General features: G+C 67.4%; 13 protein-coding genes and 6 pseudogenes. 11 read left to right on the top strand and 8 right to left on the bottom strand.

The window, feature by feature from the left end:
• Window positions 1–469: 469 nt before the first annotated feature.
• The 3 genes and pseudogenes from ACFYOB_RS39985 to ACFYOB_RS39975 form a co-directional block, all read left to right on the top strand.
• Window positions 470–742 (top strand): annotated as a pseudogene (locus ACFYOB_RS39985) (transposase); the annotation flags it as partial.
• Between the two features lie 40 nt (window positions 743–782).
• Window positions 783–1,178, top strand: a complete 396-nt coding sequence (locus ACFYOB_RS39980) for a GNAT family N-acetyltransferase (RefSeq protein ID WP_388569576.1) — start codon at window positions 783–785, stop codon at window positions 1,176–1,178.
• A 155-nt stretch (window positions 1,179–1,333) separates the two neighbouring features.
• Window positions 1,334–1,828, top strand: coding sequence for a transposase (locus ACFYOB_RS39975; protein WP_388569573.1), 495 nt, complete (start codon window positions 1,334–1,336; stop codon window positions 1,826–1,828).
• A 552-nt stretch (window positions 1,829–2,380) separates the two neighbouring features.
• Here the strand turns inward: ACFYOB_RS39975 and ACFYOB_RS39970 are convergent.
• Complete coding sequence (locus ACFYOB_RS39970; protein ID WP_388569571.1) at window positions 2,381–3,265, bottom strand: helix-turn-helix domain-containing protein; 885 nt, start codon at window positions 3,263–3,265, stop codon at window positions 2,381–2,383.
• A gap of 295 nt (window positions 3,266–3,560) precedes the next feature.
• Here ACFYOB_RS39970 and ACFYOB_RS39965 point away from each other — a divergent pair.
• The 4 genes and pseudogenes from ACFYOB_RS39965 to ACFYOB_RS39950 form a co-directional block, all read left to right on the top strand.
• Window positions 3,561–3,735, top strand: a pseudogene (locus ACFYOB_RS39965) (DUF6332 family protein); the annotation flags it as partial.
• Between the two features lie 513 nt (window positions 3,736–4,248).
• On the top strand, window positions 4,249–5,604 hold the full coding sequence (locus ACFYOB_RS39960) for an ice-binding family protein (protein WP_388569568.1): 1,356 nt from the start codon (window positions 4,249–4,251) through the stop codon (window positions 5,602–5,604).
• 111 nt (window positions 5,605–5,715) lie between these two features.
• Window positions 5,716–6,456 (top strand): DUF5819 family protein, encoded by a 741-nt coding sequence (locus tag ACFYOB_RS39955; RefSeq protein WP_388569565.1) that lies wholly within the window; start codon window positions 5,716–5,718, stop codon window positions 6,454–6,456.
• The gene (locus ACFYOB_RS39950) at window positions 6,446–7,663 is read left to right on the top strand and encodes an HTTM domain-containing protein (protein ID WP_388569562.1); all 1,218 of its coding nucleotides are present in this window, start codon (window positions 6,446–6,448) and stop codon (window positions 7,661–7,663) included. Before ACFYOB_RS39955 ends, ACFYOB_RS39950 begins: the two co-directional genes overlap by 11 nt.
• Before the next feature lie 229 nt (window positions 7,664–7,892).
• On the opposite strand, the pseudogene ACFYOB_RS39945 reads toward ACFYOB_RS39950, so the two are convergent.
• From ACFYOB_RS39945 to ACFYOB_RS39935, 3 genes and pseudogenes are all read right to left on the bottom strand, one after another.
• Window positions 7,893–8,237: pseudogene (locus ACFYOB_RS39945) on the bottom strand (transposase); the annotation flags it as partial.
• A 783-nt stretch (window positions 8,238–9,020) separates the two neighbouring features.
• Window positions 9,021–9,457: pseudogene (locus tag ACFYOB_RS39940) on the bottom strand (IS110 family transposase); the annotation flags it as partial.
• Window positions 9,458–9,726: 269 nt separating this feature from the next.
• A complete protein-coding gene (locus ACFYOB_RS39935; RefSeq protein ID WP_388569560.1) occupies window positions 9,727–10,299 on the bottom strand; it encodes a hypothetical protein in 573 nt (190 codons plus the stop codon).
• Between the two features lie 1,075 nt (window positions 10,300–11,374).
• Between ACFYOB_RS39935 and ACFYOB_RS39930 the strand changes: the two are divergent.
• Window positions 11,375–11,491: pseudogene (locus tag ACFYOB_RS39930) on the top strand (IS630 family transposase); the annotation flags it as partial.
• Between the two features lie 21 nt (window positions 11,492–11,512).
• On the opposite strand, the gene ACFYOB_RS39925 reads toward ACFYOB_RS39930, so the two are convergent.
• The 3 genes from ACFYOB_RS39925 to ACFYOB_RS39915 all read right to left on the bottom strand — a co-directional run bounded on the left by ACFYOB_RS39925 (window position 11,513) and on the right by ACFYOB_RS39915 (window position 14,448).
• Window positions 11,513–12,679 (bottom strand): pentapeptide repeat-containing protein, encoded by a 1,167-nt coding sequence (locus ACFYOB_RS39925; RefSeq protein ID WP_388569558.1) that lies wholly within the window; start codon window positions 12,677–12,679, stop codon window positions 11,513–11,515.
• A 143-nt stretch (window positions 12,680–12,822) separates the two neighbouring features.
• Window positions 12,823–13,299: a hypothetical protein gene (locus tag ACFYOB_RS39920; RefSeq protein ID WP_388569555.1), complete on the bottom strand. Its 477-nt coding sequence runs from the start codon at window positions 13,297–13,299 to the stop codon at window positions 12,823–12,825.
• A 585-nt stretch (window positions 13,300–13,884) separates the two neighbouring features.
• Window positions 13,885–14,448, bottom strand: coding sequence for a PadR family transcriptional regulator (locus ACFYOB_RS39915; protein WP_388569552.1), 564 nt, complete (start codon window positions 14,446–14,448; stop codon window positions 13,885–13,887).
• A gap of 92 nt (window positions 14,449–14,540) precedes the next feature.
• Here ACFYOB_RS39915 and ACFYOB_RS39910 point away from each other — a divergent pair, with 92 nt between their 5' ends.
• Complete coding sequence (locus ACFYOB_RS39910; protein ID WP_388569550.1) at window positions 14,541–15,101, top strand: hypothetical protein; 561 nt, start codon at window positions 14,541–14,543, stop codon at window positions 15,099–15,101.
• A 211-nt stretch (window positions 15,102–15,312) separates the two neighbouring features.
• Here ACFYOB_RS39910 and ACFYOB_RS39905 read toward each other — a convergent pair.
• A pseudogene (locus ACFYOB_RS39905) lies at window positions 15,313–16,113 on the bottom strand (IS5 family transposase).
• Window positions 16,114–16,472: 359 nt separating this feature from the next.
• Between ACFYOB_RS39905 and ACFYOB_RS39900 the strand changes: the two are divergent.
• Window positions 16,473–17,351 (top strand): SDR family oxidoreductase, encoded by an 879-nt coding sequence (locus ACFYOB_RS39900; RefSeq protein WP_388569547.1) that lies wholly within the window; start codon window positions 16,473–16,475, stop codon window positions 17,349–17,351.
• A gap of 429 nt (window positions 17,352–17,780) precedes the next feature.
• Window positions 17,781–18,410: a CBS domain-containing protein gene (locus tag ACFYOB_RS39895; protein WP_388569545.1), complete on the top strand. Its 630-nt coding sequence runs from the start codon at window positions 17,781–17,783 to the stop codon at window positions 18,408–18,410.
• Window positions 18,411–18,511: the final 101 nt, after the last annotated feature.

Raw genomic sequence — 18,511 nt, 5'->3', positions numbered from 1 at the left:
CCAGCACCGGTCACACGACCAACACCAAGTCGACTCAGACCGGCCCGGCAGGTGGGCGGGGGAGGCGGTGGCGGGGGCACCGGCTGGGAGCTGAACGCCCCCTCCTCGCCCGGGTCCTCGACGAGAACGCCTACCCCACTGCCGTCCGCTTCGGGGCAGCCGCAGGCGCCGCACACAACAGTGCCTACGACCGCGCCCACGCCTACTCCTTTGGCCTGCAGCGCGTCCTCGACGCCGTCGCCGCCCTGATCGACCGAAGCGGAGACGCGAAGACATCGACTTCATCGCACCGGCACGACGCCGTTGCCCCTGAGCCGGCCCCGTGAGCCGCAGCACCTGTCGCCAATGCTCCAGCTGGGGAACTTGGTGCAGACGTCTGGCTCTTTTCCGAGCACAGGAGGGTGCAAACAGCCTCATCCGTCCAGCTAGCTGAGTACGAACCCGCAGGCTCATCGCCCAGAATCAGGGGCACGTCCGCTCCTTCACGTCCATGCTCACCGAGCGTCAGGGCGAGCGTCTCCCGGGGTGGCTCAACGCCGTCCGGCAGGACGACCTGCCCAGCTTCCACACCCTCGCCGCCGGCATCGACCGCGACCTCGACGCCGTCACCGCCGGACTCGCCCTGCCTTGGAGCTCGGGGGCGGTCGAAGGCCATGTCAACCGAATCAAGATGCTCAAGCGCCAAATGTTTGGCCGCGCCGGATTTCAACTGCTCCGCAAGCGGGTTCTCCTCGCTCCGTAATCCGGTCAGTACCAGGCTCGGGCGGACATACGATCGGGGTATGACGATCAAGTACGAATGGCGGGGCGACTTCGACAACGCCTGCCTCAACGCTCTACACGCCGACGGCTTCGGTCACCCGGTCGCTCAGACCGACTGGCGAGAACGACTTGAACGCCACAGCCTCGGCTGGGTCTGTGCACGGGAAGACGGCTCTCTGATCGGCTTCCTCAACGTGGTTTGGGACGGCGGAGCTCATGCCTTCGTCCTGGACACGGTGGTCGCGCAGCATCGCCGGTCGAGCGGAGTCGGAGCCGCGCTCGTCGCAACTGCGGCTAAAGAAGCCCGAGCCGCGAAGTGCGAGTGGCTTCACGTCGACTTCGAGGAACACCTGCGTCCCTTCTATTTCAATACCTGTGGCTTCAAGGAGACGGCAGCCGGACTGATCGCCCTATAGCGCGGTGGGCCAAGTCCCTGGCCCGCTACACGGAATGTCAGTCGTCACGCACAGTGGTGCCACCACATAAGTTGCGCCAGAGCCGCCACTCGCGTGCAAAGGCACTCGGTCGTCAGCGCGGCGCCGGTCTGGATCTCGTCTGCCGTCCAGCGGTGATGTCGAGCAGCAGCCCGTCTAGCGGGGCCGCAGCGCGGGTGCACGGCCTGCGAGAGATCGTAAACCTGATCACCGACACCCTCGGGCTGCTCCTGGCCGTCCTTGTCACTGCCGCCTCGGTCCACGACTCAGCAGGAGGCAAGCAGGTTCTGACGGAGTTGGCCGCGGGCCATCCGAGTGTGACCAAGGTGTGGGCCGACGGCGGCTACCAGACCAGTGTCATCCAGCATGGCGCCGGTTTGGGGATCGATGTGGAAGTGGTGCAACGACCACGAACGAAGGGCTTCCAGCCGCTTGCCAAGCGATGGGTGATCGAGAGGACCTTCGGCTGGCTGATGCAGCACCGCCGCCTGGCGCGTGCCTACGAAGCCCTGCCGCAGAGATCCCGGACGATGATCCACTGGGCGATGGCTGACAAAATGAGCCGTGAGCTCACCGGAGAATCGGCACCAGCCTGGCGAATGGAAACGGACATTCTACCCACAAGCGTATGAAGCTTGATCAGATGCGCTCTTGGGTGCGGCCGGGCCGTGGGCACGGGTTCGGGTCGTCGTGGTCCGTACCGTAGACCCGGCCGCGCAGCAGCTCCTCATCCCTGTCCATGCGTCCCAGCTGACACCGGCAGCGGAGGCTTGCCTAGGGTTGATGGCGCTTTCTGAAAATGGCCGCCCCCTGCTTGGGGACTGCAAAGAAGACGGCTCTGGATCACATACGGTGGTAGCTGAGAGTGAGGGCTGGCGTCGATGATGAAATCGCAGATCCGCACGATGGGACGAGTGCTCTGTGTCGTCGACAAGCCTGCGAGTCCGTCATTGGCGCGAGCACGATCTTCTTGGTCTGCTTGCGCACTGTCGCGCCGACTGCTCATCAAACACCCAGGTCGGAAGGTTGATCGCGCTGTCGGCAGCCAGCGCTCACCCTCTGCCACTCTCAGCTACCACCGAATGTGAGCCAGAGCAGTCTACTTGACAGACCCTCCGCCTCACCCGAAGGGTGCGAATTTGAAGCAGCGCCCTGAGTTCGTCGCGCTGTGTCTTGGGCGGCGATCACGGACAGGGGCAGCGGTACGGCGGCCGGCAGCTCCTGAGCTCCTGGGCGGCGCGGATGATGAAGCAGCGCGTGTGCTCCGGGTTCAGGGCCTGCGCCTGGAGGTCGTCGAACATGGCGCTGTAGTGCCGTACGTCGGATCGTTTCTCCAGGTAAAGGTCGCTGGTGAACCGCTCCAGATACACCGTTCCCGTGGCGGCGTCCGGGAAGTCGAGGATGGAGAACTGTCCAGAGATTCCCGGATGGGCTCCCGCATGGTGCGGGAGGACCTGGACAGTGATGTGCGGCTGTTCACCGAGGCGGTACAGATACTCGAGCTGTTCGCGCATCGTCTCGGGGCTGCCGACCACGCGGCGCAGTGCTGATTCGTCCAGTACGACCCACAAGCGGAAAGGCCGGGCCGGGTGGTGGACGCGGGACTGACGGCGCAGCCGTACCTCGAGGCGCACGGCGATTTGTTCCTCCGTGGCGAGAGGGATCGTTTCCTCGATGACCGCTGCCGCGTAAGCGGGCGTCTGCAGCAGGCCGGGGATCACCAGGGGTTCGTAGGAGCGGACAGAAGAGGCTGCCGTCTCAAGGCCGATGTAGACGGCGTACGGGACTTTCCCGCAGGCCACCCACCAGCCCTGCTGGTTCGATTCCCTGGCCATCTCCATCAACGAGTCGATGACCCGCTGGTCTGTCACCCGGTAGAGGTCGCACAGGTCCCGCACATCACGTGGGCTGATGGCGCGGCGACCGTTCTCCAGGTGGCTCACTTTAGGCTGGGAGATCAGCAAGTGCTTGGCCACCTGCGAACTGGTCATGCCACGGGCCAGACGGAGCTGACGCAGCTCTGCGCCCAGCCGGCGTCGCCTGACGGTTGGGTTTGCGTTTACCGCCACGGGCGGTCTACCTCCGGCTCGGGAGTGGTCTACCAGCCGCAGAAGGTGCCGCGGCCGGGCCCAAGGCGAACGCATGCGCCGCGCAAATGATGATCAACGGGCCCCGCCGTCGAGTGTCACGTCGCGCGAGCGCAGCCGCGTGCACAGCCCGAGCAGGGTTCACCCAAACGCCATGACCTTTCACCCAGCTGGGGGAAAGCTGCTAAGAGGTCATCTCAATTGGTGACGGCGCCCCCGTGAGAGTGCAGGCGCAGGCGCAGGCGCGACGGCTTGACCGTGATGTGAGACCTGCTGCATGGACATGGGGACGGTGGAGATCGTTTTCGCCCTGGTGACGGCCGCCCGTGCTGGCTGCGGTGATCTTCGCCGTCGCTTTGACTCTCGTCCTGGCCCTTGGCATCTCTGGTTCAGCGAAGAAGGGCGTGTTGGTGGGAGGCGCTCTGCTCGGAGCGATTGCCGGAGTGTGGCGTCGGCTGGTGCCGGATGACTTGTGGCAGTCCGCTGCCGTGGAGGCAATGCGCTCGCCCTGGCGAAACGAGATCAGGGAATATCGCTCACTAATTCGACCAGGTCGGTGTTCGAGGTGGCGGCGGAAAGCGCAAATGATTCCGATTTCGGTCCAGGGTTATTCGATTGCTGAAATAGGCGGCGCGCCCAGCCTGCGGCAATTTCGAGAGATCACCCGCCTGGCGGAACTTGTCATGTACGGCGGGTTTGAATTTATTGCCAGATGAACGGCTCTGCCTCGTGTGAGTTAATCCGGCCTCACCTGGCGGGGGTTGTGTCTGATGATAGGTGCGGCGAATTTTGGTATTTTCATCGCGCTTCGTGGTGCTGAATATGTTTGTAATCATCCCTGCTTCTCCTTGTCTGTTTTTGGCGCGTGAATGTTGCTGCGTAATATGCGGCGACAACGACAAGGCTTCCCGGGCGATCCGTAGGAGCCCGGTATGCCACGGTCCCAACTAGGAAGTGGCCCCTCGATGAAGCTGAAAATCCAAGCGGCTCGGCGCCGCACCATGTCTGGCTGGCTGGCCTCGGCCGTCGCCGGAACGGTTGCCGCTGTGATGGTCGCCGCATTGCCCACGCAGGCACTGGCCATCGCGACACCCGTGCCTCTGGCCACGGCCGCCAGTTTCTCCGTTCTGGCAGGTCAGGGCGTTACCAACACCGGCCCCTCAGTGATCAGTCACGACCTCGGGACGCACCCGAACCCTGCCATCTCCGGATTCCCGCCCGGCCTGGTGCTCGGCGCCGTGCACGCTGCGGACGCTGTGGCGCTTCAGGCTAAGTCCGACCTGGTCCAGGCCTACAACAACGCTGCGGGCCAGGCCACGGACTTCGCGCTCGCGGCGGGAATCGGCGCCGGCCAGACACTGCTTCCGGGCGTTCACACGGCTGTCAGCGGTGTCGGACTCACCGGCGACCTGATCCTGGACGCGGGGGGAAACCCCAACGCCGTCTGGGTGTTCCAGATCCCAGAAGCCCTGACGACGGCATCCAATAGCCGGGTGCTCCTCACGAACGGTGCTTCGGCGTGCAACGTGTACTGGCAGATCGGGAGTTCGGCCACCCTCGGCACCACCTCCACCTTCGTGGGCACCATCATGGCTCTGACCTCGATCAGCGTTACCACGGGGACGAACATCGAAGGTCGAGCGTTGGCCCGTAACGGTGCCGTGACGCTCGACACCAACAGGATCTTCCTCGGCGGGTGCGCTACCGGGGGGACGACAACCGGCACGACCAACGGCACGACGACCGGTACGTCCGCCGGAACGCCGACCCCCGGATCGACGACCGGTACGACCGTGGGTCTGATCGGTGGCGGCCTCCTGGGCGGACCGATCGTCGACCTCGTGTCGGGCGGCACTTCGGGGAACATCGCCGGCAACACCTCCGGAAACACTTCGGGCAACACGGCCGGGAACAGCACCGGTGGCAACACGACCGGCGGCAACACGACCGGCGGGACCATCACCGGGGGCAATGTCACCGGCGGGCACGGCGGTCAGCCCGGCGGCCCGGGCCACGGCGGACCGGGCGGCCCGGACCACCACGGTCCGGAGCACGGCGGACCGGGCGGCGCGGACCACCACGGCCCGGACCACCACGGCCCGGACCACTACGGTCCGGACCACTACGGTCCGGACCACTACGGTCCGGACCACTACGGTCCGGACCACTACGGTCCGGAGCACGGCGGGCCGGGCAACGGAGACGACGAAGGACCCGGCAACCCGGACCACCACCACGGCCACGACGGGAAGCCCGGCGACCACTACGGCTACGGCAACAAGCCCGCGGGTCACGAGGGTCACGAAGGCCATGAGGGCTAGGCAGCAGGCTGCACGAAGCCCGTTCATCGGATGACGGCGCGCGGCGGGATCCTCATCGAATCCGCCGCGCGCCGTCGGTGAGTCGCATAGAACTCAGGCGAAACAGAAGACATGAGGAAGACCGGGTGGGCGATGTCGAGCGGAATTGGACCTGCGGGCGTGAAGGAAATTCATCAGTCCGATTCCGGTCCGGTCCCCCAACAGCATCATGACGAAGCGGCTATGCCGGGCGAGCGGCCCATCAGAGCTCGCGCGGTGAAAGCAGGGCTGCGCATCGCCGTGGCCCTCTGCCTGGTGACGACTCTGGTCCACGTCGTCCTGGTGTTCCTTCATGTGGCTCCCTCCAACCCTGTGTCGATGCGGTACAGCGCGCAGGTAAACGGATGGGTGTTTCCGCTCTTCGAACAGAACTGGCGGCTCTTCGCCCCGGACCCTGACTCCTTCAACCGAAAAATCCTGGTGAGGACCGCCCACACGGACTCCAAAGGATCGGTGCAGGTGACCCCCTGGTTCGACCTTGCTGCCGTGGATCATTCCGCGGTCGACCACAACGTATTTCCGAGCCATACGTCCCAGAACCTTCTGCGCCGCGCCTGGACCTCGTATGTCGAGACACATGGAGGAAGCGACACGGCACGCTCGGAACGGGCCGTGATGCTGCAGACGTACCTGCGCAACATCGCCGCGGACCGCGTCGCCGCCCACAACGACGGCGGCACCTTCGACTTCGTCCAGCTCCGGGTCGTCACACTGCCCGTCGCTGCGCCCGGCACCACGGCCGGGAACCGCCCGCCGGCACCCACCGAGGACCGGCTCCTGCCCTGGTGGAAGGTGACCTCCAATGGGAAGTGAACAGAATCCCCAGCCCCCCTCCACGGCCACGCCACACCGGCCCGCGACCCAAGAGACTTCGATCGCCGGCACGGCCCACCGATGGCTCCTCGACCAGCTCGGCGCTCTGTGGGCGCTTCTCACCGACCGTCCGATCTCCCCGTACGCCGCGTCGGTTCTGCGCATCGGCTACGGGCTGCTCTACCTGGTCTTCCTGCTGCGCGAGTTCCCGCACCGTGACGAGATCTGGGGCCCCGGCTCCCCCTGGACACCGGCGCTGGCACAGCAGCTCTTCGACCAGACGGGCTGGAACAGCATCCTGATCCTGTCCGACAGCCGTGCCTACTTCGAACTCTGCTACGTGATGGCCATCGTCACGTCCGCGCTGTTCATGCTGGGCTGGCGCACCCGCGCCATGTCCGTCCTCTTCGCCGTCGTGGTGACCTCGTTTCATGCCAGATCGATCTTCATGACGGACGGGGGCGACAATCTGATCTTGCTGATGGCCCTCTACCTCGTCCTCACCGCGTGCGGTCGGCGCTGGTCCCTGGACGCACGCAGGACCCGGCTCAAGACAGCCCCTGCGGGCGACGCGCCAGAGCCGGTGAGGAGCCTCTCCGCACAACAACTCCAGGATGCCCGTGCCACCTTGACCACGGTGGTGCACAACTGCGGCATCCTCGTCATCGCGGCACAGGTCTGCTTCCTCTACGGATCAGCCGGCCTGTACAAGATCCAGGGCCCGACCTGGGGCGGCGGCACCGCTCTCCACTACGCGCTGAACCTCGAACTCTTCCAGCCCTGGCCCGCGCTCTCCCACCTCGTGGACGAGTACCCGATGGTGATCGCGATCGCCAGCTACGTGACGGTGCTCTTGCAGGTCGCCTTCCCGTTCGTACTCTTCGGAAGGCTCAAATATGCCGTTCTGGCCGTGCTGCTGGGTATGCATGTCGGTATCGCTGTGCTCCTGGGACTGCCTCTCTTCTCCGGCGCGATGATCGTTGCGGACGCCGTGTTCCTTCCCGACCGCTTCTACGCCTCCCTGCCTCGCCTGTGGCGCCGCGTAGCGCAGCGCACAGTGGTGTCGCCGTCGGTACCCGCCCGACCGGCAGGATCCGGATGCGTGCCTCCCCAGGGCAGGCCCGTCGCACCCGGCTCCATGCACGGAGCCGTTCCTGCACGTAAGGACGCCACACCGGCCACCAGGCTCGTGTCGGAACAGAGCTGAACAGCCCCGCGGACCGCTTCGACGCCGTGGTCGTGTCCGCGACCGTACCCCTGGACACATCGGCGGCGATCATCAGCCCGACTCTCTCTCCGTGCGCGCCAGCATCGCCGACGAGACTGGCGAGGTGGAGTTCGAGGTGTTCAAGCCCGCTCAGATGCCGTCGCCGACTTCATCGGGCCCGCCGCGACGACCGTGCCGATTCGGTGCTAGGGCCTGTGTGATGTCGTGATCAGTCGGCGGTCTTCAGGAGGTCGTCGATCCAGATCATTGCGGCGCGGAGGCGGACGCCGGCGAGGTGGCTCTCGGGCGACTTGTCGTACCGGGTGGCGATGCCTCGCCAGGCCTTCAGCTTGTTGATCAGGCGTTCGACGGTGTTCTGATCCTTGTACAGATCTGCGTCATAGGTGACGGGTCGGCCGCCTCGGGCGCCCTTCTTCTTCCGGTGGGCGGCCTGGTCCTTCTTCTCGGGGATGACTGCCTTGATACCGCGTCTGCGCAGGTAGGAGCGGTTGCCGCGAGACGAGTAGGCCTTGTCCGCGGCGACCGCGCCGGGCCTGCTGCGAGGACGGCGACCATGGGGGCGACACCGCCCAGGTAATCCGGCAGCCCGGGACCGCCATGGAGCATGACCACGGCCAACTGCCGAGTCGTGTCCCCCCCCCAGCGCCACCCAACGTAACTGCGCCTGGTCGCGCATCGACGCGAGGCCCTGCGTCTCCATCAAGGTCACCGCGGAGAACCTACCGGTGTCACTGAGGCTCCGCCAAAGGCTAAAGAACAAGGTTGAGTGCCTGTTCCATATCCCTGGTCGCGGCCGGCGGCGCCACCTGCGGAGCAGCCCTTCGGGCTGCGTTCGCCCCCGTCAAGGCCCTGTTCTCCCGAAGCTACGGGGAGGTGATGCTTTCTGTAATCAGAGTGACGCTCGGTCAGGGAGAGCTGAGCGGGGTCCGGGGGCCTCACCGGACTGGAGGGCGGGCGTCAGCCTGTGACGCGTGCGTGTGACGCGATCGGGGACTCGCGCGACTGGAGGATACGGAAGCGAAGCCGTAATGGCGGACCGGAAAGAGGAGCTCGCCGCTCTCGCACGCCAGACCGCCGCCATCGCGGGCGGCTGCTGATCGAGCGGATGGGCGATGCCGACTGGCGCATGCAGGACTACAACGAGGAAGACCTGCTCAACGTCGCCTCCAGCCTGCGGGGCATCGCGACGCTAAGCGGCCTTGATCCCGCGTATGCGCAGGCGCGCGGCCATGATCACCAGCAACTCAGGCTTCTGCCCCAAGGCGGGCGGAACCTCGTTCAGATGAACGCACCCCAAGATCATTCCGGCCTACGCAACGGTGACAGTAAGGTACGGGCTTCTGCTAGCCAAGTCGTCGTCGAATCCGACGATCATCTCCAGCTCGGTGATCGTCTCGTCCTCGCCGTCGATCGCCCGCAGCGTGTGAGGCATCGCGCGGGCCGCGTCCGCGATGATGAACGCGTCCTTCGCATCCGTCTTGGCCTCGTCGGGATAGAGGTCGGCGATCCGCCGCATCGTCAGCCCCCGCAGGTAGGCGACCGGGCAGCCCGTGTCTCTCGCGACCGCCAGCGGCAGGGCGCCGATCGAGGCCTGCTGATCGATGACGACCAGTACCGTTCCGTGCTTGGCCTGCAACTTCACGAACAGCTCGCGGAGGTCCGGCTCGGTGTTGGGCAGGCCTCCTTCCCAGCCGGTGTGACCGCGATGGCGTGGTGTTCGCCCTTGCCGACGTCCAGGCCGAGGAAGACGTCGATGGTGCCGATATCGATCACGTGCAGGCCCCTCCATCACGCTTCCGTCCGGCCGTGCCTCGGCATCGAGCTGCCACACCCACGTTACAGAGCTCAACCGGCCTTGGGCGAAGCCGGTGCTCAAGCCCCTCATCAGCGGTCCGTCGATGCCTCCGGTGCCGGTGCCACCCTCCCCGGATCATCAACTTCAACAAGGGGGAAGCCATGCCAAGGCGGAGGCCCCATTGCGGAGCCACAAAGAAGGTAACGGGGGGTCGGATCTGCTCGCCTCCGGTTTGAGCAGCAGCTTCTCATCCAGGGTTCTTGATGGCCCCGGCGCGGCGGCGGCGCAGCCAGTAGTGAGCGGTCACCACGGCCAGCAGCGGCCCCCAGACGAGCAGTGGGGCGTAGAGGGCCGTCATCACCAGGTAGGCCACACCCTTCGGGGCCTCAGGGTCGCCCATCGTGTCGGGCTGATTCCAGCCGAAGGCGCCGAGGACGGTGATCACGGTGAGCGCGAGCGCCCCGGCGCCCGCCAAGGGCACGGTGAACCAGGTCGGCACTCTACGTCCGCCGACCAGGGGCAGCCAGGACCAGAACACCTCACCCCATCGCTGGACCAGGCCGAGCGCGAGCAGGCCGAGCGCCTCGGAGAAGAGGGACAGCCCGATCATGTAGAGGGAGAAGGAGCTGCCTGGGGTCACGTCGGCGAGCGCATTCGCCCCGGTGAATCCGACCGGCACGCCGAACGCGGCGGCGAGCCGCCACAGCCCGCTGGGCAGCGGCGCGAGGGCTGCCAGACGGGCCGTGCCGACGACCCAGCGGGGCGGCGCGCCGTGAGCGGCAGTGGCGTTCGGGGGGATGTGCCGAGTGGTGTCGAGCATGAGGGAACTCCCGTCGAAACATGACTGCTTGGCGAGCCCAGTCTCGCCGCGGGACCGTGCGCGCCTCCATCCGTCGACCGGCGGATCCTGACGGCGTGACGCGGCCGCCCTCTGCCGATCGGCAGAGGTCGGGCAGGGCGGTGATCCGTAGGGTGGGGCCGGGCGGGCGACGCTGTTCCGGAAGTGAAAGCAGAGCCGCAAGGACCGTCTCCTCAGCGACGTCGTCACTCGTCGTGCTCACCCGAGGTGAGGGTCCGGTCGAGTCGCAGCCATCCCCGATGGTGGGCCATCTCGGCGTAGACCGAGGCCACGGCACCCTCGTGCGCATCACCCCAGAGATCTTGGAAGGCCCCGCGCACGCCGGTGGAGGAGGTTCCTCGGCGGGTTTGCAGGTCCTTGAGTTCCTGCTGCCATGCCTGCTCGGCGGCGTCCGCGGTCGAAGTAGAGCCTGAAAAGTTCTACGAGGTCCGTTTGACCGCGGGGCCTTTCCAAACAGGCGCGCTGTCCTGCGTCGAGCTCGCGGGGCCGGCTCGCGGGTATGGGCGTGCGCGGCGGTCCGACCTCGTCGGCATCAGCGGGGGAGGAGGGCACGGACGGTCTTGCCCCGTTCGGGCGTGGGGGTGACGGTGGTGGCGAGGGAGAGGTCGTTGGCCGGACCGCGACCGCCGAGCAGGACAGGGCAACCTCGGGCGCGGCGGACGGCTGCACCGGCGCGCTGCTGACCGGCGGGATCTTCCGCAGCAGCGGCATCAGGCGGGTGATGCCGTTGTTCATCCGGCGCGATTCAGGGCCGCGACTGACGCTTCCCCCACGACAGCCGCTGGTGACCCAGGCGGACCGTGGCCGGATCGGGCTGCCTGCGTGACAGGTCACAGCCCCGCGGGGTGCGCGCGCCATAGGGTAGTCCCTGCGTGGCACGACCGGCTCCGCCCCCGCTCCGAGCGCGTCCTGCTAGCCCTGTACTGGGCCGTCTCGGGCTACGGCCTGCGGGCCTCCCGGGCACTGGCCTGGCTCGTCGCGGCGATGACCGTGACGCTCCTGCTCCTCATGGGCCTCGGATTGCCCGACGAAGCACCGAAAGAAGAACGCCCGCCACCCTGACGTCCTGGCCGCCCAACGCCGCGAACGCGCCCGCATCCGCAGCGAGAAAGGCATCCGCTGGGGTGGACGACCCGTCAGTGCTGCCGCCTGACGGTCCACCCCGGTTGAAGCATCAGGCCGAGTGCAGAGGTGGGACATTCCTCGCGATGGCAGCGGCGTGCAGCAGGATGCTCGGCTCGTCGCCGGGGTCCTCGAGCACGACGACGCCGGCCGCCTGGATGTCGAAGCCTGTCGGCCAGACGGTGACGTCGCTCGCCAGTGCCCCCACCAGCTTCGCTCCTGTCAGGTCGGCACTGGTGAGGTCGGTTCCTCGGAGGTCAGCCAGTCTCAGATCCGCGCCGGTGAACTTGGTTCCATGGCCCCGCGCCTTGCGCAGATTCGCCTCCCGCAGGTCGGCCCTGGAGAAGTCAGCCTCGCGGAGGTCGGCCCTGACCATGCGAGCACCACGCAGGTCGGCTTCGATGCAGCGGCTCTGGTGGAGAACTGATGTCCCGAGTTCCACGTGCCGCAGGTTGGCCGCGATCAGGGACGCCTTGGTCAGGTTGACCTGGTAGATGCTCGCCGCTTCCAGGCAGGCGCCGTCGAAGTTGATGTGATGCAGCCACAGTCCGTCGCAGTCGGCCCGACGCAGGTCGGTGTAGCTGACGTTGAGCCAGCCGGGCTGGCGTTCCTGGCACAAGACTCCGAGGCCGGTGAGCGCCACCTGGGCATCCGGGGCACGCGTCTCCAGCGGAGGCACGGCGTTGATGGCCATTTCCGCCGCCGGAGAGTCCTGCCCTTGCGCAGGCCATGGCAGGTGAGTTCGGAGGAACGCGGCCTGGATCGAGATGACCGACTCCCGGTCGTGAGCCGAATGGTCCGCAATCCGCCACAGCGCGTAGAGGCCGCCGATCCGCACATCCGTCTTCTCGCTGCCGAGCTGGTCGACCGCCCGGCTGAAGCGGTCGGTGATGTGCCCCTCCCGGGTGGCGTTCAATCCCTCCTGGTTGACCCTCAACTGCCGCCAGGTGGCGTACGCGCCGAAGAGGACTACAGCACCACCGACCGCTTGTATGAGCGTCGCGCGTACGTTGTTCACAGCTCCGAGCCGTTCAGCGGCCGAGATCCGGTCCCCACCGAGATCTCGCTCGACCACAAGGCCCGGCAGCACCACGACCACTACCGCCAGCGCAGCAAGCACAGCCAGCGCCGCCGCCACCCCGGAAAGAGCAGAACTGAATCGACGCCACCGAGAGACGACCGGCATGCGGCGGCCATGAGTAGATTCCCCCGTATCCATGCGTACATGATCGCAGGGGCGGCGTGGAAGCCGGTGTACCTATCCGGTCAGAGCACTAAGCGGCCGGGTCCTTCCCCGTCGCCGGTCCAGGTGAGGTCGGCGTCTTGGGTGTGGACCAGGCGGGAGCGGCTGGAGTCCTGGACCTACGCGTCATGTGCCGCAGGCAGCGGTGGATTCGGCTCAGGGCGGCGGTGGCGCAGCCGGGCCGTGAAGGGGGTCGCCACCAGGGCTGCGATGCCCACCCCGGAGGCCGTGACGACGGTCGGGTTCACCCAGCCCGGTACCTGCTCGTCTCCGTTTCTGCCGTCCGGACCGTCGGAGCAGACGATGGACACCGGGAACACTGACTTCGTCACCAGGTGCCGCTGCGGGGCTTCCCGGTCGAGCCCCATCCCGTTGCATTGCGCATAGGGGTCAGGGACGGTGAAGCCCGTCATGTGCCCCCACCCGAAGGCCAGAGCCGCGATTCCGAATCCGGCCAGCGCCAGCTGGAAGCAGACGATCGCCTTCTGCAGCGGGCGCAGCGAGCGGTGACGCACCGCGACGCCGACGCGCACGACCACCGCGCCGATCATGGCCACCGTGAGGACGGGCACGCCGATCACCAAAAAAACGATCATGAAATCTACGACGCGGGCGCACGGCTGCCGGTTGCACAGGGCGGACCCACGGGGCAGTGCGGGACGACAGCACTGCCCAGGCCGCGCCGTACCGGGCAGACCCGGGCGCTCGCCACGGACGCGCGGGGCTTCCACGATGAAGCAGCCTTCCTTCCCCGCGAACCTGTCTCGGAGAAGGGCGGCCAGGGCATCACTCGTCCCGCCGACGCTGAGAAGCTGCCCCGCGGCCGGGCCGCCGCGCAATGCCCCAGATGATGCTCAGCTCCTCCAGCCGCCGAGGGCGCCACGGTGATGGTCAACGACCTCGACCCCGCCAGGGCTGCGGGCGTGGCGGGCGAGACGGCGCCCGCGGGAAGCGCGCCACGCGGGGAAGCCGTCATCCATGCGGATCTGAGTCGGCTCTGGCAGGCCGTGCCGTCGTGCATGCGCACGTAGGGCATGGGTGTTGAGCACGTTGGGCGCTGTCGGGATGCCGGCGGACAGCGCCTCCACGCTGTTGAGGGCCGCGGCGGGGGCGTCGGTCGCGCGCTGGAGCATCCCGCCGATCCGGGCGGGGGCAGCAGTGACCGACGGTGGGTCCGCCGGTCACGCCTCGCCTGCATCGGCGGCTGAACCCTCGGCGACGCCGCCATCGAACTCGTGGATCCGCTCGGCTGCCCATTGGGCCCAGTCGCGGCGCATGGTGTTGAAGCGCAGACCGTACTCCAGGGCGATCCGGCCGTGGACCGACAGGGTGTCGCCGCCCCACTCGATGGACTGTTCCAGGCGGCGCAGGTCCTCGTACTCCTGCTCGGACATGTTCGCCAGCTCATCGAGGTAGCCCCGCGCTCGCTCCGGGGGGAGTACGCCGAGGAAGAATACCCGCAGCAGCAGGTCGCTGCGGGTATTGCGCTGCGGCTTGGTCTCGGTGAGCCAGCTGCGCAGCTCGGCCAGCCCCTCGGCGGTGAGGGTGTACTCCTTGCGCCCGCGCGGGCCCTCCGCCGAGACGCTGATCAGTCCGCTCGCGGCGAGCTTGGACAGCTCTGTATACAACTGGCTCTGGGTCGCGGGCCAGACGTTGGCGAGCGAGGTCTCGAAGCGCTTCAGCAGGTCGTACCCACTGGCCGGGCGCTCTGACAGGAGTCCGAGGAGGGCGTATCGAAGGCTCATACCTCTCATCCTACCTTCCATTCTTGACATGTCATTCGTGGACCTTCTACTTTTGACCTGTCAAAACAGGAATGTAAACTGGGGGTCATCCGATGCCGTACGTACGCACCTTCCTTCCGTGGATCGTCTTCGCCGCCTTCCCGACCGCTCAGTGGCAATGGGGTGCGCTCGCCGGTCTCGTGGCAGCGCTGGCGGTGGCTCTCCAGCAGCGCCGGACCGGGGCCGGGTACGACGCGCTGATCATCGAGATCGGCTCGGCGGTCTTCTTCGCCGCCTTGACGGGCATCGCCTTCAGCGACCCTGCCTCGGGCGTGCACGCCTACTCGGCAGCCCTCTCCTCGGCCACCCTGGCCCTCATCGCCGGAGGCTCGCTGCTCGTGGGTCGGCCGTTCACCCTGGGCATTGCCAAGCGCACCACCCCACGTGAGGTCTGGGGCCTGAAGCCGTTCATCCGGATCAACGCCGTCATCACCGCTGTGTGGACCGCGGCCTTCGCGGTCACGGCCGCCGCGCTCGCGGCCCTCGCACATGCCGGCCAGGGCCACTCGACGTCCGCGACGCTGGTCCAGGCCGCCGGGTTCGTCGTTCCGATGCTCTTCACGGTCCGCTACGTCGCCGCCGCGCAGGCCAAGGCCCAGGCCGGTGCCCGATGAGCACCCCCGGCTCCCGGCGGCCCGCCGGACTCCGGTAACCGCGCGCCGTCATCGGCCGGCCGGTACCTGCGCAACGGCGCCCAAACCTGCCGAACCGGCCTCCGGCCAGACCCTTCGGCGATGGAAATGGTCCCCGTCGTGGTCAACGGCCGCGGTCGGCGGGACCGGCCCGACGGGCCGGAGCCGCCGGAGGTGCGCCTTAGAAGTCATCTCATTTGGGGATTCTGCGGTAGCAGATGAGGGTGCAGGCGATGCTGGTCAAGGCGAGGAAATGCTCGGCCTTGCGTTCGTAGCGGCGGTGGAGTCGGCGACCGCCGGCGAGCCAGGCCATGGTCCGTTCTATGGTCCAGCGGTGGCGCCCGAGCCGCTGCGAGGACTCGATGCCCTTGCGGGCGATGCGGTGCTTGATGCCGCGCTGACGTAACCATTTCCCCAGGTGGGCGTAGTCGTAGCCCTTGCCTGCATGGAGCTTGGCGGGCTTGCGCCGACGGCGTCCGCGGCGAGAACGGATAAGCGGGATGCCGCGCACGAGGGGCTTCGAGTGCCTGGCTGTCGTGCAGATTCGCCCCTGAGATACCGGCGGACAGGGGCAGACCCGTTCGCTCGGTGATCAAATGGATCTTCGATCCGAACTTGCCCCGATCGACAGGATTGGGACCTGTCAGGTCCCCCTTTTCAGGGCCCGCACGTTGACGGAGTCGATCGCACAGCGGGACCAGTCCAGCTCGCCGCGAGCGCCGAGCTCGTCGAGGACCAGGCGGTGGAGCTTGGCCCACACCCTGGCCTTCGTCCACTCGGAGAAGCGCCGGTGGGCTGTCGCCCCCGACGGCCCGAATGATGCCGCGGGCAGCTGCTGCCAGGTACAGCCCGAGGTGGCGACGAACACAATCGCCGCCAGCACCTCCCGGTCGCCATGCCGACGCCGGCCACCGCCCTGCGGCCTCGACGGCGCCTCCGGCACCACCCGCTGGAACAGCTCCCACAACTCATCCGGCACCAGCCGCTCAACAATCCCCGCCACAACGGACAGCCTACCCAGGCATCCAAATGAGATGACGTCTCAGTTGGCCCCGCTGAGTGGCATAGGTGGTCGGCAGGGTAGCGGGCGTCGAGGCGGTTTGCGGTACTGCGAACGGATGGGTGTCCGGCTCGGTGCGTCCGCAGGAGCTCACGGATCGCGGTGCTGCGGTCCACGGGTCCATCGAACGGCGGGCTCGCGGAAGGTCGGGCAGTGGAAGGGGTACTGCTGGACCCCCGGACGAACACGCCCGGGTACGGCCGCCCCGCGGCGGGTGGGCGGGTGGTTGGCTGGACAGGGGCCTGCCCCACCCCACCGGGGGTGCCGGCATGCGGCGCTGAAAGGACTTCCTCATGAGCAAGGTCATCTTCGTCACCGGTGCCGGACGCGGACTCGGCACGGACATCGTCCGCGAGGCCCTCGCCGCCGGCCACAACGTCGTCGCCACCGGCCGCAGCCCCGAAGAGATCGAGAAGACTCTGGGCGGTCCGCAGGACAACCTGCTGGTCACCAAGCTGGACGTCACCCGCCTGGACGACGCCGAAGCCGCCGCCCAGGCTGCCGTCGACCGCTTCGGACGCATCGACGTCCTGGTCAACAACGCCGGAAACTTCTTCGCCGGCTACTTCGAGGAGATCACGCCCGCGCAAATGCGCCAGCAGATCGAAACGAACCTCTTCGGCCCCATGAACGTCACCCGAGCCATCCTGCCGATCATGCGCAGGCAGCGCGCCGGCCACATCATCACCCTGTCCTCCTCCGCCGGCATCATCGGACAGGAGTTCTGCGTCGCCTACGCCGCCTCCAAGTTCGGCGTCGAGGGCTGGATGGAATCCCTGCGCTACGACGTCGAGCCGTACAACATCCACACCACGGTCGTGGAACCCGGCTTCTTCCGCACCGAGCTGCTCGTGGACGCCTCCACCAACTGGCCCGAGCCGACCATCGACGACTACGCCGAGCGCACCACCGCTACCGTCGCAGCCTGGAAGAGCATGAACGGCCAGCAGTCCGGCGACCCCGCCAAGCTCGCCCGCGCCCTTATGGCCATCGCCGACCAGGAGAAGCCGCTGTTGCGTTTCGTCGCCGGCGCCGACGCGATCGAGGGAGTGAAGGCCAAGGCCCAGGAGCTGCTGGACCAGGCGGAGGCCTCCCGGGAGCTGGGCGGCGACCTCATGACGACGCCAACGCCTGATCAGGACTCCACGTCGCGTCCGGAGCGCGCTGCGTGAACGGCCACCATTAACCAGGCCACATGCCCGACAGGCGGCGCCTCAGCTATTCCGAGGTTCCGGCGACGGCTGCGTCGAATTCTGAGCGTCGTAGTTGGCCAGACGGGCCAAGTACAGCGCTCAGTCACACGTGTGAGTGGGCCCCCAACTTGGCCCGCTCGGCCAACTACAACGCTCAACCCCATACGGACGCGGACATGGCGTCGAGGTGCCAGCACCTGCCACACACTCGGCGGCACTCTGGCCATGGGGCCGCCGGCCCTCCTCGCCAGGTCAAAGCTCACTGGTCGCCGGAGAGCCGGGGTGCTGTCATGGGAGGAAAGACGCATTGACGAGCCAGCAGGGCCGCGGAGGCCGGCGCGCCGCACGTCGTCCGCCCGGGCGGTCCTACCGCAGCCGCCCCGTCGCAAAACTGAGGAGGCCGACGCCATGCTGCACCGCCGCACGGTCGGTGACGTGATGACCGAGGATGTCGTCACCCTCCACCCCGACACACCGGTCCAGGACGTCGTCGGCCTGTTGGACGCGAACGACATCGTCGCGGCCCCGGTCGTCGATGACGACGGCTCCCTCGTCGGCGTCGTGTCCGCGTCCGACGTGCTCCGGCACGAGACCGGCATGCCCGATCCGCAGGGGCAGGACGGGAACGACGGGGGCGTCTGGGGCAAGGCCCGGGCCCGAACCGCGGGCGCGCTCATGAGCAGCCCCGTCTTCACCGCCCACGCCGACTGGACGATCCCCCGGGCCGCTCGGGAACTCCGCAGTCGGCACGTCAAGCAGCTGCCGGTGGTCGGCGACGACGGACTCCTCACCGGCATCGTCAGCCGCAGCGACCTGCTCGACGCCTTCATCCGCTCCGACGCCGAGATCCGCGGCGAAGTCGAGCAGGACGTCCTGGGGCGCATCCTCGGCCTGGACGAAGGCACCGTCGCGATCGAGGTCCGGGACGGGGTCGTCACCCTGTGGGGTCACGTCCCGGAACCGCGTCTCGTCCTGGTGGTCGTGGGCCTCTGCCAGGGCGTCGACGGTGTCGTTGCCGTGGACACCCACCTTGTCTGATGCGGCACTAGGGCCTGTGTGCTGTTGTGATCATTCGGCGGCTTTCAGGAGGTCGTCGATCCAGATCATTGCGGCGCGGAGGTGGAGGCCGGCGAGGTAGC

It is taken from the genome of Streptomyces sp. NPDC006463, from assembly GCF_042870715.1.
Classification (GTDB): Bacteria; Actinomycetota; Actinomycetes; order Streptomycetales; family Streptomycetaceae; genus Streptomyces.
The sequence above is the reverse complement of the archived record's forward strand: the minus strand, read 5'-3'. Positions and strand labels throughout refer to the sequence as shown.

Bases quoted from the DNA above. Each gene is read 5' to 3' on its own strand.
- ACFYOB_RS39980 (WP_388569576.1), top strand. From the start codon at position 783: ATGACGATCAAGTACGAATGGCGGGGCGACTTCGACAACGCCTGCCTC.
- ACFYOB_RS39975 (WP_388569573.1), top strand. From the start codon at position 1,334: ATGTCGAGCAGCAGCCCGTCTAGCGGGGCCGCAGCGCGGGTGCACGGC.
- ACFYOB_RS39960 (WP_388569568.1), top strand. From the start codon at position 4,249: ATGAAGCTGAAAATCCAAGCGGCTCGGCGCCGCACCATGTCTGGCTGG.
- ACFYOB_RS39955 (WP_388569565.1), top strand. From the start codon at position 5,716: ATGAGGAAGACCGGGTGGGCGATGTCGAGCGGAATTGGACCTGCGGGC.
- ACFYOB_RS39950 (WP_388569562.1), top strand. From the start codon at position 6,446: ATGGGAAGTGAACAGAATCCCCAGCCCCCCTCCACGGCCACGCCACAC.
- ACFYOB_RS39935 (WP_388569560.1), bottom strand. From the start codon at position 10,299: ATGCTCGACACCACTCGGCACATCCCCCCGAACGCCACTGCCGCTCAC.
- ACFYOB_RS39925 (WP_388569558.1), bottom strand. From the start codon at position 12,679: ATGGATACGGGGGAATCTACTCATGGCCGCCGCATGCCGGTCGTCTCT.
- ACFYOB_RS39920 (WP_388569555.1), bottom strand. From the start codon at position 13,299: ATGATCGTTTTTTTGGTGATCGGCGTGCCCGTCCTCACGGTGGCCATG.
- ACFYOB_RS39915 (WP_388569552.1), bottom strand. From the start codon at position 14,448: ATGAGCCTTCGATACGCCCTCCTCGGACTCCTGTCAGAGCGCCCGGCC.
- ACFYOB_RS39910 (WP_388569550.1), top strand. From the start codon at position 14,541: ATGCCGTACGTACGCACCTTCCTTCCGTGGATCGTCTTCGCCGCCTTC.
- ACFYOB_RS39900 (WP_388569547.1), top strand. From the start codon at position 16,473: ATGAGCAAGGTCATCTTCGTCACCGGTGCCGGACGCGGACTCGGCACG.
- ACFYOB_RS39895 (WP_388569545.1), top strand. From the start codon at position 17,781: ATGCTGCACCGCCGCACGGTCGGTGACGTGATGACCGAGGATGTCGTC.